14 protein-coding genes are annotated in these 15,679 nt (G+C 75.5%); 6 read left to right on the forward strand and 8 right to left on the reverse strand.

What is annotated here, in order from left to right:
• Nucleotides 1-26: 26 nt before the first annotated feature.
• From ACFWMZ_RS12595 to ACFWMZ_RS12605, 3 genes are read right to left on the reverse strand one after another with little or no spacing between them, the layout of a single operon-like run.
• Entirely contained in the window at nt 27-344 is a 318-nt protein-coding gene (locus ACFWMZ_RS12595; RefSeq protein ID WP_383174426.1) for a cupin, read from the reverse strand.
• 58 nt (nt 345-402) lie between these two features.
• On the reverse strand, nt 403-1,011 hold the full coding sequence (locus ACFWMZ_RS12600) for a GNAT family N-acetyltransferase (RefSeq protein WP_383174423.1): 609 nt from the start codon (nt 1,009-1,011) through the stop codon (nt 403-405).
• A complete protein-coding gene (locus tag ACFWMZ_RS12605) occupies nt 1,008-3,287 on the reverse strand; it encodes a penicillin acylase family protein (RefSeq protein WP_383201286.1) in 2,280 nt (759 codons plus the stop codon). The genes ACFWMZ_RS12600 and ACFWMZ_RS12605 overlap by 4 nt, the downstream gene beginning before the upstream one ends.
• A gap of 249 nt (nt 3,288-3,536) precedes the next feature.
• Here ACFWMZ_RS12605 and ACFWMZ_RS12610 point away from each other — a divergent pair, with 249 nt between their 5' ends.
• Together ACFWMZ_RS12610 and ACFWMZ_RS12615 are read left to right on the forward strand one after the other, a co-directional pair.
• A complete protein-coding gene (locus ACFWMZ_RS12610; RefSeq protein ID WP_383201289.1) occupies nt 3,537-4,292 on the forward strand; it encodes a siderophore-interacting protein in 756 nt (251 codons plus the stop codon).
• Nucleotides 4,293-4,490: 198 nt separating this feature from the next.
• Nucleotides 4,491-4,667, forward strand: coding sequence for a hypothetical protein (locus ACFWMZ_RS12615; protein WP_383174414.1), 177 nt, complete (start codon nt 4,491-4,493; stop codon nt 4,665-4,667).
• Nucleotides 4,668-4,671: 4 nt separating this feature from the next.
• Here ACFWMZ_RS12615 and ACFWMZ_RS12620 read toward each other — a convergent pair whose 3' ends face one another.
• The 3 genes from ACFWMZ_RS12620 to ACFWMZ_RS12630 form a co-directional block, all read right to left on the reverse strand.
• On the reverse strand, nt 4,672-5,151 hold the full coding sequence (locus ACFWMZ_RS12620) for an NUDIX domain-containing protein (RefSeq protein ID WP_383201291.1): 480 nt from the start codon (nt 5,149-5,151) through the stop codon (nt 4,672-4,674).
• Between the two features lie 185 nt (nt 5,152-5,336).
• Entirely contained in the window at nt 5,337-6,008 is a 672-nt protein-coding gene (locus tag ACFWMZ_RS12625) for a pentapeptide repeat-containing protein (protein WP_383174408.1), read from the reverse strand.
• Between the two features lie 69 nt (nt 6,009-6,077).
• The gene (locus ACFWMZ_RS12630; RefSeq protein ID WP_383201294.1) at nt 6,078-7,205 is read right to left on the reverse strand and encodes a hypothetical protein; all 1,128 of its coding nucleotides are present in this window, start codon (nt 7,203-7,205) and stop codon (nt 6,078-6,080) included.
• 280 nt (nt 7,206-7,485) lie between these two features.
• On the opposite strand from ACFWMZ_RS12630, the gene ACFWMZ_RS12635 reads away from it, so the two are divergent.
• From ACFWMZ_RS12635 to ACFWMZ_RS12650, 4 genes are all read left to right on the forward strand, one after another.
• Entirely contained in the window at nt 7,486-10,521 is a 3,036-nt protein-coding gene (locus ACFWMZ_RS12635) for a BTAD domain-containing putative transcriptional regulator (protein ID WP_383201297.1), read from the forward strand.
• A 273-nt stretch (nt 10,522-10,794) separates the two neighbouring features.
• Nucleotides 10,795-10,938 carry a hypothetical protein gene (locus ACFWMZ_RS12640; RefSeq protein WP_383174399.1) on the forward strand — a complete coding sequence of 48 codons (144 nt, stop codon included), beginning with the start codon at nt 10,795-10,797 and terminating at the stop codon, nt 10,936-10,938.
• 234 nt (nt 10,939-11,172) lie between these two features.
• Nucleotides 11,173-11,547, forward strand: a complete 375-nt coding sequence (locus ACFWMZ_RS12645) for a VOC family protein (protein ID WP_383174396.1) — start codon at nt 11,173-11,175, stop codon at nt 11,545-11,547.
• A gap of 53 nt (nt 11,548-11,600) precedes the next feature.
• Nucleotides 11,601-12,131 carry a GNAT family N-acetyltransferase gene (locus ACFWMZ_RS12650; RefSeq protein ID WP_383174393.1) on the forward strand — a complete coding sequence of 177 codons (531 nt, stop codon included), beginning with the start codon at nt 11,601-11,603 and terminating at the stop codon, nt 12,129-12,131.
• A gap of 34 nt (nt 12,132-12,165) precedes the next feature.
• On the opposite strand, the gene ACFWMZ_RS12655 is transcribed toward ACFWMZ_RS12650, so the two are convergent.
• Together ACFWMZ_RS12655 and ACFWMZ_RS12660 are read right to left on the reverse strand one after the other, a co-directional pair.
• Nucleotides 12,166-12,717, reverse strand: coding sequence for a hypothetical protein (locus tag ACFWMZ_RS12655; protein ID WP_383201300.1), 552 nt, complete (start codon nt 12,715-12,717; stop codon nt 12,166-12,168).
• 202 nt (nt 12,718-12,919) lie between these two features.
• On the reverse strand, nt 12,920-15,316 hold the full coding sequence (locus tag ACFWMZ_RS12660; RefSeq protein ID WP_383201303.1) for a PQQ-binding-like beta-propeller repeat protein: 2,397 nt from the start codon (nt 15,314-15,316) through the stop codon (nt 12,920-12,922).
• Between the last annotated feature and the right edge of the window lie 363 nt (nt 15,317-15,679).

Raw genomic sequence — 15,679 nt, forward strand, 5'->3', positions numbered from 1 at the left:
CCGGGGTTGCGCCTGCCGCGTGCGGGTCAGTCGTTGACCGCCGTGAGCAGCACCGCCGCGTCCTCCACGGCGAGCAGGCCGTGCCGCTCCTGCGGGAGGGGGTGGAGCTGGCCGGCGTGCAGCTCGGTGTCGCCGGAGACCGCGGTGACGAGGACGGTTCCGCGCAGCACCTGGAGGGAGGCTGCCGGGGGCGCGTTGTGCTCGTCCAGGCGGGTCCCGGCGGTGAGCGCGATGATGCTCTGGCGCAGGCAGTCCTCGTGGACGAGGAGGTGTGCGCTGCGCCCGTGCGGGTCGGCGTGGGCCGCGGTCAGGTGCTCGTCCGCGAGGGCGTTGAGGTCATCCATGGGGCCACTGTGCCTGAGCCTCGACGCCATCGCGAACCGAGAGGCCCTCTTCGCGGTGTCAGCGCTGGGAGACGGCCTTGACGGCGGCCACCGCGTCCTCGCGCTCCAGGAAGGCGAGGCGGGCCCGCTTCTCGGGCTTGTCGATCTCCGGGCCGAGGACGAAGCCGACCCGGCGCAGCCGCTCGATCGCCTTGACGTTGCGGGCGTCGGGCTCCACGACGATCCGCTGGTGGGCCGGGTCGGTGAGGCAGTAGGAGATGAGGGCGACGATGAGGCCGCTGCTGAAGTTGGGGACGGGCCGGCCGCCGTGGGCGGGGCCGATGAGCAGGTGGACGCCGTGGTCGCCGGGGCTCACGTCGTAGCACTCGCCGAGCGGGTCGGCCTGCGGCTCGTACGTCTGGAAGAGGGCTGCGGGGCGGCCGCCGAGGACGGCGAAGTAGGCGTGGTGGGTGGTGAGGGAGTCCAGGAAGGTGTACGTCTCGTGGACCTCCTCGCGGGTGTAGCCGTTCATGCCCCAGAACTGGGCGCGCTCCTCGGTGACCCAGGCGTACAGCAGGTCGAGGTCGGCGTCGGGGTCGACGGGGACGAGGCGGACCTCGCCGAAGCCGTCCACGTGGTGGGTGTGGACTGGGGTGCGGTCGCTGAGGTCGGGGCTGGGGATGCTCATGCGGCGGGGCTCCTGTCGGACGGGGCGGGTGCGGGGGCCGGGTCGGCGGCGGGCGCGGGGACGCGGCGCAGCCGGGCGAAGTCGGTGACGACGGGGACGAGGGCGCCGCCCTGCCACACGGGGAGCTGGTCGCGGGCGTGCGGGTCGCCCGGGACGCCGGAGGCACCGAAGGGGACGGCCCACAGGCTGTCGTCGCGGCGGGCGAGGTCCCAGACGTAGCGGGCGGCGGGGCCGCGGGCGGCGAGGTGGGTGATGCCGGGGAGGCTGGAGGTGGAGAGGACGCAGTCGTGGTCGCCGCCGAGCGCGGGCCACTCCTCGCCGGAGGCCAGCGCCTGCCAGGGGGCGAGTCGGTGCAGGGCGCCCCAGGGCAGCTCGGTCGCGTCCTCGGCCGCCGCCTCCAGGGCGCGGGCGACCAGCGCGAGCCGGTCGGCCTCGGGGACGGGCCCGCCGGTGAGCAGCGATTCGAGGGCGTACGCGATCCGCGCGGTGGCGAAGAGCCACGGCCGGAAGACGGGCGGGTAGCCGTCGGGGCGGGCCGTTCCGGCCGGCCCGGTCAGCCCCACGAGCGCCGGGTGCGCGGCGAGCAGCCGTACGGCCTCCGCGCGGAAGGCGGCGTACCGGGCGGCGTCCACCGAGTCGGCCTCCATGTGCCGGTCCCAGGCGAGCAGGCGTGCGCGCAGCCGACGGGCGGGCTCGCCGAGGGGCTCCGGGTCCACGTGGGCGAGGAGGGCCAGCAGGGGCCGGGCGGAGGCGAGGTGGGTGTCCATGTGGACGGCGGCCATGTCCGGGGCTCGCCATCCCCTCCGGGCGGCGAGCAGGGCACGGATGCGGTCGGCGCGGTAGTCCGGGGCGAACTCGGTGCCCAGCGGGCCCGCCAGCCCGCGTTCGTTGGCCATCACGGCGAGCCCCGGATCGGCCCATGTGCCGGCGGGCGCCTCGGGCAGCGGTTCCGGCTCGTCCTGCCAGGCGTGGCGGGTCTCCCAGGCGGGGACGGGGCCGAGCCGGTTGGCACGGGAACGGCGCGGCACGTACCCGGCGACGCGGTGCAGCAGCCCGCCCTCGGTGTCGGCGGCGAGCAGGACGTTGACGGGCTCGACCCAGTGGTCGACGGCGGCCGACACGTCGGCGACGGTCCGGGCGGTGAGCAGCGCGGGCAGCGTCTCGAAGCCGAGGCGGCCGGAGACGCGCGGGTGGTGGCGCAGGGCCAGCGCGTTGGCCGCGCCCTCCTGGCCTTCCTCCCCGGGCAGCGGCCCGGCGTCCGGCCCGCCGACGACCACGGTCCCGCGCGGCGTCTCGACCACCTCGACGGTGACCGGCTCCCCGCCCGCCACCTGGTACGTCTCGGTGTGCGCCCGGACCTCCTCCCAGCCGTCGGGCCCGTACGCCTCGACGGTCCCGGCGCCGGTACGCCGCAGCCGCTCCCGGTACAGGTCCTGGTAGTCGGCCATGGCGTTGGTGATGGCCCAGGCCACCTGTCCGGTGTGGCCGAAGTGGGCGAGGCCGGGGACACCGGGGACGGCGAGGCCGACCACGTCGGTGGCGGCCCCCTCCGCTCCGGTCGTGGCGAGGTGGATCTGCTGGTAGACCCCCGGGTCCTCGATGAAGCGGTGCGGGTCGCCCGCGATGAGGGCGGCGCCGGTCGCCGTACGGTCGCCGGTGACGAGCCAGCCGTTGCTGCCGGCGGTGCCCGGGCCGTCGGTGGCGAAGAGAGGAAGGGCGTCGGCGCCGAGGCGGCGGGTGAGTTCGCCGCGCCAGAGCTTGGCGGAGAAGCCCGCGAAGAGCAGGTGGGTGGAGAGCCAGACCCCGAGCGGCGTCCACGGCTCCCAGGTGCCCGGCACGCTGCCGGTACGCGCGAACTCCGGGCTCCTCTCGTACGCCCCGTCCGCGAACGCGTCGTTGACCCCGGCGGCGTACGCGGCGACCCAGGCGGCCGTGGCAGCGTCGAGCCGGTCGTGGCAGCGGCGGGCGGTGTCGGCGAGGCGGGTCCGGCGGGCGAGGCCGTCCCAGTCGGCGGAGTCGGCACCGAGGAAGGCGGCGCTGGTGCCGAGCAGGCGGCGGTGCTCGACGTGCAGTTGCCAGGCCCGGTCCAGCGCGGTCACGTACCCCTGGGCGTACGCCAGTTGGCGCGCGCCGCCCGCGCGCACGTGCGGGATCCCCCAGTCGTCGCGGAACAGCTCGAAGGCGGGGCGCCCGGCCCGGCCCCCGGCTCCCGGAGCCGTGCCCGCGCCCCCGGCTCTCTCGGCCTTCTCGGCCTTCTCGGCTCTCTCGGCTCTCATCCGTCTCGTCGCTCCCCGCCCGTCGCCGGGCATCGATGTGCCGTCAGGTCCGGCCTGCCGTAGGTGGCGTGCCCCGAGGCCCCGGCGCCCGGGGCCTCGGGGCACCGTCGGGCGCGTCCTCCCCGACGGGTCCCGGGCAGCTCCGCGCCGGTCCGCCCGGTCGGCTTCCCCGAACCTTCCCCAAGCCTCCACACCCCCGAAGATTTAGGTTAGCCTAACCTAAAGTAATAGTCAGGGGAGGAGATCACCGTGGGTCACGGCTGGGAGGGCGTCGTCCTCAAGCTGCTGCGCGGCAAGGACTTCACGTTCACCGTCACGGGCAGCGAGGAGGTCACCCCGGAGTACCGCCGGGTGCGCTTCACCGACGGCGGGCTGCTGGCCCAGTCGGGCGTCCACCCCACGATGTGGGTCCGCGTCTGGTTCGAACGCGACGGCAAACCCCACCAGCGCGCCTACACCCTGGTCGACCCCGACCCCGAAACGGGCACCTTCAGCCTGGAGTTCGCCCTGCACGAGGGCACCGCCAGCGACTGGGCCCGCACCGCGGCCCCGGGCGACACCATCGACGCCACGGTCCAGGGCACCGGCTTCACCACCCCCGACCCGGCCCCGGCCCACCTCTACGCCGTCGCCGACCCGGCCTCCCTCCCCGCCCTCAACTCCCTCCTCGACACCTTCCCGGCCACCCCGGCGACCATCTGGTTCGAGACCCCCGCAGCCGCCTCCGGCACGGCGACGACCACGGCCCCGGAGGCCGACCCGGCCGTCCAGGGCCTCCCCTTCCGCACCGACCCGTCCCGCCACACGCTCCACACCGTCCCCCGCGAACGCGCCGGAGCCCGCCTCACCGAAACCGTCAGATCCGCCCTCCCCACCTTCCCCACCGACGCCTACCTCTGGATAGCCACCGACACCCACACCGCCCGCACTCTGGCGGGGTGGGCGCGGAAGGAGCTGGGGGCGGCGAAGGAGAGGGTGAGTGCGCTGGGGTACTGGCGGCCGTAGGGGAGCCGCACTCGTGGGGGCGGCGACCGGGATCAGGTTCCGCGACGTGCCCGCCGCCCTCGCCGAGGCGAAGCAGCACGAGAACCTCCACGTCGCCCTCTCCCACCCGTGCTTCGAGCTGTGGCTCCTCCCCCACCTCGCGGACCACACGTCACCCGCTGCCTCCTACAAGGCTTTACCGCCCTCCCTCCGGAGGCCGTGCCCGGTTACGACAAGACCAGCCTCGCCTTCGAGCGCCAGTACGGCCCCACCTGGCGCGAGGCCGTCCGCCGGGCGAAGAAGCTCTGCCCGCCCGGCAAAGAGCCAGAGGTCGACCCGAGCACGGGCGTGTGGCGGCTGGCCGAGGCCATCGGCCTCCCGGGCGGCGGCGGATAGCGCTCTACCCGGCCCCGGAAGCCTGGGATCCGGCCCCCACGCCCAGAATCAACTCCCGGTGCGAGGCGATCAGTCCGTCCGGAAGCTCATCCGGCGCGTACCAGCCCGCGTCGAGGATCTCGCGGGGGTCCAGGCGCAGGGTGCCGCCGGTCAGACGGGCCTCGTACGCGGCCTCGGCGCGCAGCTTGTAGCCGCTGGTGAGGCGGACCAGGGGGCCGGGGGTGACGTCGAGGCCGGTCTCCTCCTTGACCTCGCGGACCACGGTCTGTTCGAAGGGCTCGCCCCGGCGGGCGTAGCCGGTGGGCAGGCCCCAGGGGGTGTCCCTGCGCCACAGGCGGTGGTGGAGGAGGAGGACGCGGCCCTCGTCGTCGCGGACCACGCCGGTGACGCCGACCATGAACGTGGCGTGCGCGAGCCACATCACCCGCCACTGGACGGGCCCGCGCAGCCGGTGCCAGAGCGCACCGATGAACCGGTTGACCATGTCCGCACCTCGTCCCACTGCCCAGGGGCGCCGCCGCCCCGTCCCTCGCAGCGTACGAGGGACGGGCGGCGGCGCGGCGCGGGGGCGGCCGGGAGCAAGGGGGGCGGTCGGCGCTTCCGGTGCCGTGGAGTCGGCGTACGACGTCGCGCCGGGCGGGGCCGGAACCTGCCCCGCCCCGGCCGGACTCACCCCACCTCGAACCCCATCCCCACCGCGATCCCCACCGCCTGGACCGGGTCGATCCGCGCCCCGGCGAGGGCGGTGCGGTCCAGGGTGTGGGCGTCGAGGGCGGTGAGGTCGGAGCCGCGCAGGTCGGCGCCGGTGAGGGTGGTCCCGGCGAGGAAGGCGCCGGAGAGGTCGGTGTCGGTGACGACGGCCTCGTCCAGGCGGGCGCCGCGCAGGTCGGCCTCGCGCATGCGGACGCCGTCGAGGGTGGCCTTGCGCAGGTCGGCGCGGGGGAACGAGGTGAAGGACCAGTCGCCGCCGGTCACCTTCAGGAGCTGGAAGGAGCAGGCGTCGAAGGTGGAGCCGACGGCCTTGCACTGGTCGAGGCGGGCGTCGAAGAAGGTGCAGCGGCGGAAGACGCAGTGGGTGAAGGCGGTGGCGGCCAGGCGGGAGACGTTGAACCGGACGCCGGAGAAGGTGCAGCGGTCGAAGCGGGCGCCGCTGCCGGTGGTCTCCGTCCAGTCCGTGTCGTAGAAGTCGCAGGCGGTGTAGGTGAGGCCGGTCAGGTCGCGGCCGTACCAGTCGTCGCCGCGCAGGGTCTCGCCCGTGACGGGGGCGGGGGCGGGCTCGGACGCGGAGCCGGGTGAGGCGTCCTCGGGGCGGCGGTGGGGGGCCGGGTCAGGTGCGGGCATGGGGCCGATTGAACACCCGGGGACCGACAGGGCCCGTCCGCCCCGGCCCCCGGACCGACCGGTACCGCCCTACCGCAGCAGCGCCCCGGCCCCGTCCGGCACCTGATGCGGCGTGAGGATATCCGAGAACTCCGCCCCGGCCGCCACCGCCGACCGCAGCAGCAGCGGCCCGGCCTGTCCGGCGAAGGCGGTCGGGTCGCCGTCGAGCGCGGGGGCCTGGGTGGCGAGGGCGCGCGGGTCGGTGGCGGAGGCGTAGAGCTGGGGATCGTTCTCGCGGTCGGCGGCGAGGAGGAGGGCGGTGGCGCGGCCGCGGGCGAAGGCGGTGGCGGTGTCGGTGATGCCCTCGGCGGCGCGGTGGCGGGCGAGGTCGCCGCGGAAGCGTTCGAGGGCGGCGCGGTGGCGGGCGGCGGTGGCGTCGTGCACGGCGGCGTCGACGCTGCGGCGCAGCTCGGTGAGGGCCGCGGGGTCGCCGCCGCTGGGGCGGCCGCCGGAGACGAGGACCAGGTCGGGCGGGATGTCGCCGGGGGCGGAGAAGGCCGGCGAGAGGTGCTCGCGGAGCGATTCGAGGGCCTGCGGGTCGCCGGTGACCGCGACCATCCGCGCCCCGACCTCGCCGACCGCCGCGATCACGTCCTGGGCGACCTGCCCGGCGACGGTCGCCCAGTCGCCCTCGCGGCGGCGCCGGGTGACGCCGGTGACCGGCCCGTCGGCCAGCAGCCCGGCCAGGTGCAGGGTCGAGCCGTGGAAGGTGCGGCGGGTGTCGGGCTGTTCGGCGCTGACCGGGAAGGCGTCGACGTCGGCGCCGTGCTCGTCCACGGCCACGACGACGTGCGGGAGTTGGCGGTCGAGGTCGACGACGAGGGCCAGCGCGTCGGGGATCGGCAGCAGCGAGGCGTGGTCACGCACCGGGGGTGCGGCGAGGGTGTGCACGCCCAGCAGCCGGCCGTCGGCGGCGAAGACCGACTCGCCCTGCGGTCCCGGCAGGTCGGGGACGCCGCCGACCGCCTTGTCGAGGACGGTCAGGGTCTCCTCGTCGCAGCCGTGCTCGGCGAGGCCGTCGCGCAGGGCGCGCCAGCGGTGCTCGATGTGGGTGGCGGAGAGCCGGTCGTCGTGGGCGGTGTCGAGGTGGACGGAGGCGACGGGCGCCCCGAGGTTCTCGGCACTCTCGTAGAGGGATGCGACGGAACGCAGATCCATGACGTCGGGGGCCGGGCCCCTCCACCTCCAGCTCACACCGGTCCAGCTCGGACAGGATGCCCTTTTTAGCACGCGTGGGGCGATATGCCGGGCGGGGTGGGCCGACCGGCCCGTCGGCCCCGGCGTGGCCGGTCCGCACGGGGCGCGTGGGCGGGCCCTGTGAGAGCTGCCTCTCACGCCTGCCGCAAGCGGGGCCGACAAGGCAGACTGTCCCCTGCGTTTCCCCGTGTGCACAGGGCGGGACCGAAGAGGCGCGAACGAGTGGACGCAGGGGGTCGGGATGAACGGCGGAGCACCGGTACCGGAGCAGCGCTCGGTCTCGGGCGAGATGCCGGAGCAGCCTCCTCCGCCTGCCGCGGAGACGGACCGGACGGACCAGTCGCACCGGGCCGGAACTCCCCCGGCGGGCGCCCCCGGAGCCGGCCCCCAGGGCTCCGCGATGCGCTACGCCGTCCTCGGACCGGTCCGGGCCTGGCGCGGCGGCGACCGGCTCGCCCCCGGCACCCCGCAGCAGCAGGCCCTGCTCGCCGTGCTGCTCCTGCGCGAGGGCCGCACCGCGACCGCCCCCGAACTCATCGACGCCCTGTGGGGCGAGGAGCCGCCGTCCCAGGCCCTCCCGGCGATCCGCACGTACGCCTCGCGGCTGCGGAAGATCATCGACCCGGGCGACCTCACCAGCGTCTCCGGCGGCTACGCCCTCGCCGTGCGGCCCGGCGCCCTCGACCTGACGGTGGCCCAGGAGCTGGCCGCCGAGGCGGAGAAGGCGGCCGGCTCCGGCGACCTCGGTCAGGCCCGGGGCCTGCTCAGCAAGGCGCTCGGTCTGTGGGACGGCGAGGCGCTGGCCGGGGTGCCCGGACCGCACGGGCGCACCCAGCGGACCCGCCTGGAGGAGTGGCGGCTCCAACTCCAGGAGAACCTGCTGGAGATGGACCTGGAGCAGGGCTGCCACACCGAGGCCGTCTCGGAGCTGACGGCGCTCACCGCGGCCCACCCGCTCCGCGAGCACCTGCGCGAACTGCTGATGCTCGCCCTCTACCGCTCCGGCCGCCAGGCCGAGGCCCTCGCCGTCTACGCCGACACCCGCCGCCTGCTCGCCGAGGAGCTGGGCGTCGACCCGCGCGCCGGACTGCGGGAGCTCCAGAGCCGCATCCTCGCCGCCGACCCGGCCCTCGCCGAGCCCGAGGCGCCGGCCGAGCAGCCCGCATCGGCACCGGTGCGCCCGGCCCAGCTGCCCGCCACCGTCCCGGACTTCACCGGCCGGACCGCCTTCGTCGCCGAACTGGGCGACGCCCTCGGCTCGGTCGGCGGCCGGGTGATGGCGGTCTCCGCCGTCGCGGGCATCGGCGGCGTCGGCAAGACCACCCTCGCCGTGCACGTCGCGCACGCCGCCCGCCCCGCCTTCCCCGACGGCCAGCTCTACGTCGACCTCCAGGGCACCGACGGCAGCGCCGCCGACCCCGAGACCGTCCTCGGCTCGTTCCTGCGCGCCCTCGGCACCCCGGAATCGGCCGTTCCGACGGGCCTGGACGAGCGGGCCGCCCTCTACCGCTCCACGCTCGACGGCCGCCGCGTCCTGGTCCTCCTCGACAACGCCCGCGACGCCGCCCAGATCCGCCCGCTGCTGCCCGGCGCCGGAGGCTGCGCCGCCCTCATCACCTCCCGGGTGCGGATGGTGGACCTGGCCGGGGCCCACCTGGTCGACCTGGATGTGATGTCGCCCGAGGAGGCGCTCCAGCTCTTCACCCGCATCGTCGGCGCCGAACGCGTCGGCGCGGAGCGCGAGGCCGCCCTCGACGTCGTCGCCGCCTGCGGCTTCCTGCCGCTCGCCATCCGCATCGCCGCCTCCCGGCTGGCCTCCCGCCGGACCTGGACCGTCTCGGTGCTCGCCGCCAAGCTCGCCGACGAGCGCCGCCGCCTCGACGAGCTCCAGGCCGGCGACCTCGCCGTGAAGGCCACCTTCGAGCTGGGCTACGGCCAGCTGGAGCCCGCGCAGGCCCGCGCCTTCCGGCTGCTGGGCCTCGCCGACGGCCCCGACATCTCGCTGGACGCGGCGGCCGCCCTGCTCGACCTGGACGCCGACGCCACCGAGGACCTCCTCGAATCCCTCGTCGACACCAGCCTCCTGGAGTCCGCCGCCCCGGGCCGCTACCGCTACCACGACCTGGTCCGCCTCTACGCGCGCGCCTGCGCCGAGCGCGACGAGGGCCCCGACCGGGCCGCCGCCCTCTCCCGCCTCCTCGACTTCTACCTGGCGACCGCCGCCGGTGTGTACGCCCTGGAGCGCCCCGGCGACCAGCTCCACGCCCACCTGGCCCCCACCGAGGCGGCGGGGCTCGCCTTCACCGACCGTACGGCCGCCTGGGACTGGCTGTTCCGGGAAGCGTCCTGCCTGCTGGCCTGCGTACGCCAGCACGCCGGGGGTGCCACGCTGCGGCGCGCCGTCGACCTGCTCTTCGCGGCGAAGGACCTGGCCGAGTCGGGGGCCGACGCCCGCCAGTACGAGCAGGTGGCCGCGGTGGCGCTGGCCGCCGCCGAGGAGCGCGAGGACCTGCTGGCGCAGGCCAGGGCGCGCACCATACTCGCCCACTCCTACCGGCTGACCGGCAAGTTCGCGCAGGCCGACGAGGAGGCCGACCACGGCATGCGGCTGAGCGCCGCCGCCGGGGACCCGGTCGCGGGCGGCTACGCCTCCAACATCCGCGGCATCGCCGCGATCTACCGCAACCAGCACCCCGAGGCCCGCGAGTACCTGGGCCGCGCCATCGAGGAGTTCCGCGCCGACGCCAACCGGCCCGGCGAGGCGAGCGCCCTCAGCAACCTCTCCCGTGTCCTGCTGGAGTCCGGCGAGTCCGCCGAGGCCGTCGCCCTCGCAGAACGCGCCCTCGCCATCTACAACGAGGTCGGCCTCACCTGGCGCCTGGCCAACGGCATGTACGCCCTCGGGCTGGCCCTCGCCGCGTCGGGCCGCCACGAGGAGGCGGTGGACCAACTCAGCGGGGCGCTGCCGGTCTTCCAGGAGAACCGCCAGCCTCTCTGGGAGGGCATGACGCTCTTCCGCATGGCCGAGATCGCGCTGACCACCGGCGAGCCGGCCAAGGCCGCCACCCTCGCCGAACAGGCCCTCGCGCAGCTGCGCCGGATCGGCGGCGACTGGCGGCGCGGCAACGTCCTCACTCTCCTCGGCAAGGCCCTGTTCGCCCTCGGCCAGCAGGGCCGTGCGCGCGCCTGCTGGACGGAGGCCCTGGGTGTGTACGAGCGTCTGAGCAGGCCGGAGGCGGCGGACGTACGCGGGCTGCTCGCCCACGCGCCGAGTTGAGTGTCAGTCACCTGGCCTAAGGTGCGAGCACGTTCATCGAACGTTTATCGGTCTCCGCCATGCTCTGCGTATCGATCCGTCGCGTCGGGGGGCAGGCGGATCGCCGAGGCCGCCCCATGGGGCGGTCCGGGTTCTGTCCGGCGTCCTCGGGGGAGTCGCCGGACGGAATCCGTCTCCGGCACCCGGCCGGTCCGGCCTGATCAACCGGACCGGCCGTCCGACGGAGGAACACACCATCCGGACCGTTCAGGACATCAGGACATGGAGTCCCGCATGAGTGAAGAGAAGAAGAAGGACCCGACCGTCGTCAAGCCCCAGGACGATCACGTCACCGGCGGCACGGACCCGAAGCCGCTCGACGACCACGTCACGGGCACCAAGCCGCTCGACGACCACGTCACCGGCGAAGAGGTCTGACCTTCCTCCGCTCGTCCTCCTCCCGCACGGGGGTGCGGGGTCCGCGGCCCGGGGGGAGCCGCGGACCCACAGGGGGAGGAGGAACGGGGGACACACGGGGGAACGCACGGGGGATCGGCCGCGGCGGCGCGGAGGGGGAGCCGCCGCGGCCGACGTGCGTCCCGGTACGCGCCGGCCGGCGGGCTGCCGCGAAAACCAGGTGCGGCGGGGGCGCCGTTACGCCACCGTGCCCCCATGACCTCACGCGTACGCCACATCACCCTCGACAGCCACGACCCCTACGCCTCGGGCCAGTTCTGGGCCCAGGTCCTGGGCGGACGCCTCGCGGACGACGACTTCCCCGGTGACCCGGAGGCCCTTGTGCTCTCCGAGGGCGCCACGCTCCTCTTCGTGACCGTGCCGGAGGCCAAGACGCTGAAGAACCGCGTCCACCTCGACCTCCAGCCCGAGGACCGCACCCGCGACGAGGAGGTCACCCGCCTGCTGGACCTCGGCGCCCGTCTGGTCGACGACCGGCGCCGCCCGGACGGGCGCGGCTTCGCGGTCCTCGCGGACCCCGAGGGCAACGAGTTCTGCGTGGAGCCGTCGGCCGGGGAGCGGGCGGGCTGACGGGTCGGCCGCACCACGCCGACTCCCCGCCCCCGCGCCCGGAAGCGAGCCCTGTGCCCGTCACCTCCCCCGCCTTCACCCCACGCCCCCTGCACACCCCCCGCCTCGACCTGCTCCCGCTCCACCCCGACCAGGCCGCGGAGTTGGCCCCCGTCCTCGCCGATCCGGCCCTGCACACCTTCATCGGCGGGGCGCCGCTGGAGGCGGGGGCGCTGCGGGAGCGGTACGCACGGCTGGCGGCCGGGTCGCCCGACCCCGCCGTGGTGTGGGGGAACTGGGCCGTACGGCTGCGGCAGGCCGGGGCGCTGGTGGGGACCGTGCAGGTGACGGTGGGGCCGGGCCCGGTGGCCGAGGTCGCGTGGGTGACGGGGACGGCCTGGCAGGGGCGTGGCATCGCCACCGAGGCGGCGAAGGCGCTGGTGGCGGAGGTGGTGCGGCAGGGGGTGCCGACCGTCGTGGCGCACGTCCACCCGGAGCACGCGGCCTCCGTCGCCGTCGCCTCGGCGGCCGGCCTGCGGCCGACTCCGTGGTGGCAGGACGGGGAACGGCGCTGGGAGCGTACGGCGGAGCCCGACGGGGCCTGAGCGGCTCCGGCGGGCTCGTGGCGTGCGGCGAAGGTCAGACGGACACCGTGGTCACCCGGTCCAGTTGGCAGTCGCGGACCCGGGAGGCCTCGCGCGGGCTGTTCATCCGGACGGTGACGGTACGGGTCTCGCCGGGGCCGAGGCGCAGGTCGGCGGTGGGGCTGTCGATGGTGCCCCCGACGGAGTTCTTGAAGTGCAGGACGAGCTTCACCCGCTGTTCGCCCGTGGTGATGTGCGAGGTGACGCGCAGGGCCGCCGTGGTGTCCGGCTTGGCGCGCTTGGTGCGGCCGGGGCCCGCGCAGTCCACGACGGTGACGGTGACCCGGGTGTCGGAGGTCTCGGACACCGAGGAGCCGCCGGAGGACGACGAGGAGTCGTCGTGGGTGTCGCGGTAGCCGCCCCGGTAACCGGAGCCGCGCGAGGTGTCGTTGTCCTTCTTCGAGCTGGAGCAGCCGCCGCCCGAACCGCTCGACGAGCGGCTCTTGCTCTTGGAGCCGCTCTTGCCGCTGCTGCTGCCGGTGGAGAAGCCGGTCAACGCCAGCACCACCACGATCAGCACCGCCGTGAACCGCAGGTGTCGTCGCATCCCTGTCCCCCGTGTGTCCCCGTGCCGCGCGCCCGTGCCGGCCCGCGACTCCCGCGCCCCTGGGCGCCGTACGGGAGTTCACGCTAGCGGCGCCCTGCCCCGTGACCGTCCCCCGGGACAGGGCTGCGACCGGACCTTTACCGGTCCTTGACCGAGCGCGGACAACTCGGCCCGGCGGACACCGTCCTCGCCGCGCCCCCGGTCAGGGCCGCGCCGCCGTCCCCGTCCCCTTGACCGCGTCCAGCGCGTAGACGCAGCGGTCCTTGCTGCAGGCGTACACGACGTTGCCGTGGACGACGGGGGTGCCGGTGATCTCGCCGCCGGTGGCGAGCTTCCAGCGGAGCTGGCCGCCGGCCGCGTCGAGGGTGTAGAGGCAGTGGTCGGCGGAGCCGAAGTGGATGCGGCCGCCCGCCGCGACCGGGGAGCCGATGACCTCGCCGCCCGCCTGGAACCGCCACTTGGGCGTGCCGGTGACGGCGTCCAGGGTGTACAGGCCCTTCCCGCTGCCGACGTGGACGTGGCCGCCCGAGACGAGGACCGGCTCGATGGCGGAGCGTGCCTCGGTGGCGATCCGCCAGCGGTCGCGGCCGTCGGTGGCGTCGAGGGCGTAGACCGTGCCGAGGTAGTCGGTGAGGTAGACGCCGCCGCCGGTGACGGCCGGGCCGGGGGCGAAGGCGGGCGGGGAGAGGAAGACCGCGGGCGACTCGAAGTGCCAGCGGACGTGGCCGCCGAGCACGTCGATGGCGAGCGCGCGGGTGCCCGCGGCCACGTACACGTACCCGTCGGACGCCTGGGTGAGGCGGACCGGGACGCCGCCGCAGGAGGCCGCGTCACCGATCGGGTACGACCAGCGCTCCTGGCCCGTACGGGCCTCCAGGGCGCGCAGCCGGGCGTCCTGCCAGACGTAGACCGTGCCGTCGTGGACGACCGGGCCCGCCTCCGGGGTCTCGAAGTCGCTCTGGGCGCCGGTCAGTTCCCACAGCTTCTCGCCGTTGGCCGCCTCCCAGGCCTGGACGCCGCCGCCGCGGGTGCCGGTGACGACGGTGCCCCGGTCGGCCTTGAGGGAGTACACCCAGGCGTCGGTCGGCATCCGCCACAGGTCGCCGCCGTCGGCCGCGTCGAGGGCGTAGAGCGTGGGGCCGTCGGAGGCGTGGATGCGGCCGTCGGCGACCGCCGTCGACCAGGCGACGTCGCGGGTCTTGAAGCGGCGGCGGCCGGTCGCCACGTCGAGGGCGTGCACCTCGAAGGAGGTGACGTAGACCAGGTCCCCGGCGAGGGTCGGGGTGCCCCACACGTCGTTGGACATGCGGAACCGCCACGGCCGCCAGGAGGCCGGACCGGCGTCCGGTGGCGCGGTCGGCGGCGGCACCGCGGGTACGGGCGGCGCCGCGGGCACCCCGGCGGGCGCGGCCGCACCCCGCGACCAGGAGGCGGCCAGACCCCCGCCGGGCGGGGTGGCGCGGCGGGCGGCGGCCCGGCTGTCGGCGACGCGCGGGCCCGGGCCGATCGGCACCGGCAGCCCGGCGAGGCGGACCGGGCCGGAGTCGGGGCTGCCGTCGCCGTTGCCGTTGCCGTTGCCCGGCCAGACCGGGTCGGCGGGCGGGTCGTCCGGGATGCGGGCGGGCGGCGGCGGCACCGGCGGCTGGTGGCGCGGCGGGGGCGGCACGGCCGGGCGCGGCCGGGAACCGGCGGGCACGGCGATGCGGCCGCCGCGGCGCTCCTCGATGAGGCCGACGGCCGACTCGGGCAGCCAGGCGGAGGCCGTCCCGCTGTCGTCGCTGCCGGAGCCGAAGAGGTGCGGGGCCAACTGGGCCTGGAGGTCGGCGGGGCTGGGGCGCAGCGGCGCCTCCATCTGCATGCAGGACTCGATGAGCGGCCGCAGTTCCTCCGGGAGCCCTTCGAGGTCGGGACCCTCGCGGAGCAGCATGAAGACCGTCTCGACCGGGTTGGCACCGTGGTACGGGGCGTGGCCGGTGGCGGCGAAGACGAGGGTGGAGCCGAGCGAGAAGACGTCGCTGGCGCCGGTGACGCTGCGGGAGTCCTTGGCCTGCTCCGGCGACATGTAGGCGGGGGTGCCGACGGCGACGTTGGTCATGGTCAGCCGGGTGTTGGAGACGCCGGAGGCGATGCCGAAGTCGATGACGCGCGGGCCGTCCTCGACGACCAGGACGTTGGACGGCTTGAGGTCGCGGTGGACCAGTCCGGCGCCGTGGATCGACTGGAGGGCCTCGGCGATGCCCGCGGCGAGCCAGCGGACGGCGGGCGCGGGCAGCGGCCCGCACTCGTTCACTATTTCTTCGAGCGAGGGCGCGGGGACGTAGGCGGTGGCGAGCCAGGGGACGGGGGCGCGGGGGTCGGCGTCGACCACGGCGGCGGTGTAGAAGCCGGAGACGGCGCGCGCGGCCTCGACCTCGCGGGTGAAGCGGACCCGGAAGAGCTGGTCCTCGGCCAGCTCGGTGCGGACCGTCTTGATCGCCACCCGGCGCCCCGACGCCGACCTGGCCAGATACACCAGGCCCATACCGCCGGCCCCGAGCCGCGACAGCACCTCGAACGGTCCGATCCGTCTCGGGTCGTGCTGCGTAAGCTGCTCCACCACTACCTGCCCACCTCCCCGTACGAACCGTCCTTCCGGACGGTCCCGTGCAGCGTCTCACCACCGAACCGCCCCCGGCGGCACGCCCCCCGATTGTTCCTGGCCGGGCCGGTGCGTGGCGAACCTGGTGCGGAACCGGGATGTCTCGCCATGATCTCCTACGAACCGGGCGCGCCTCACCACCCCCCGGGCCCCACCGCATCCCACCATGCCCGCTACCAGGTGATGCCACCAGCGTTGGGGAGGGGGTGGCACTGAGGCGCCGCGCCCTGCCGGTGCGCCTGACCGTCCACAGGCTGTGGACAGAGATCGGCCGCGTGCGGTACGGGCGGTCCGGCGGTCGCGCACCACTCGTTCGGCCCAGCG

The sequence above is a fragment of the Streptomyces sp. NPDC058373 genome, assembly GCF_042723275.1.
Classification (GTDB): Bacteria; Actinomycetota; Actinomycetes; order Streptomycetales; family Streptomycetaceae; genus Streptomyces.

Coding starts and splice junctions, on each gene's coding strand:
- ACFWMZ_RS12595 (WP_383174426.1), bottom strand. CDS start 344: ATGGATGACCTCAACGCCCTCGCGGACGAGCACCTGACCGCGGCCCAC.
- ACFWMZ_RS12600 (WP_383174423.1), bottom strand. CDS start 1,011: ATGAGCATCCCCAGCCCCGACCTCAGCGACCGCACCCCAGTCCACACC.
- ACFWMZ_RS12605 (WP_383201286.1), bottom strand. CDS start 3,287: ATGAGAGCCGAGAGAGCCGAGAAGGCCGAGAAGGCCGAGAGAGCCGGG.
- ACFWMZ_RS12620 (WP_383201291.1), bottom strand. CDS start 5,151: ATGGTCAACCGGTTCATCGGTGCGCTCTGGCACCGGCTGCGCGGGCCC.
- ACFWMZ_RS12625 (WP_383174408.1), bottom strand. CDS start 6,008: ATGCCCGCACCTGACCCGGCCCCCCACCGCCGCCCCGAGGACGCCTCA.
- ACFWMZ_RS12630 (WP_383201294.1), bottom strand. CDS start 7,205: ATGGATCTGCGTTCCGTCGCATCCCTCTACGAGAGTGCCGAGAACCTC.
- ACFWMZ_RS12635 (WP_383201297.1), top strand. CDS start 7,486: ATGAACGGCGGAGCACCGGTACCGGAGCAGCGCTCGGTCTCGGGCGAG.
- ACFWMZ_RS12640 (WP_383174399.1), top strand. CDS start 10,795: ATGAGTGAAGAGAAGAAGAAGGACCCGACCGTCGTCAAGCCCCAGGAC.
- ACFWMZ_RS12645 (WP_383174396.1), top strand. CDS start 11,173: ATGACCTCACGCGTACGCCACATCACCCTCGACAGCCACGACCCCTAC.
- ACFWMZ_RS12655 (WP_383201300.1), bottom strand. CDS start 12,717: ATGCGACGACACCTGCGGTTCACGGCGGTGCTGATCGTGGTGGTGCTG.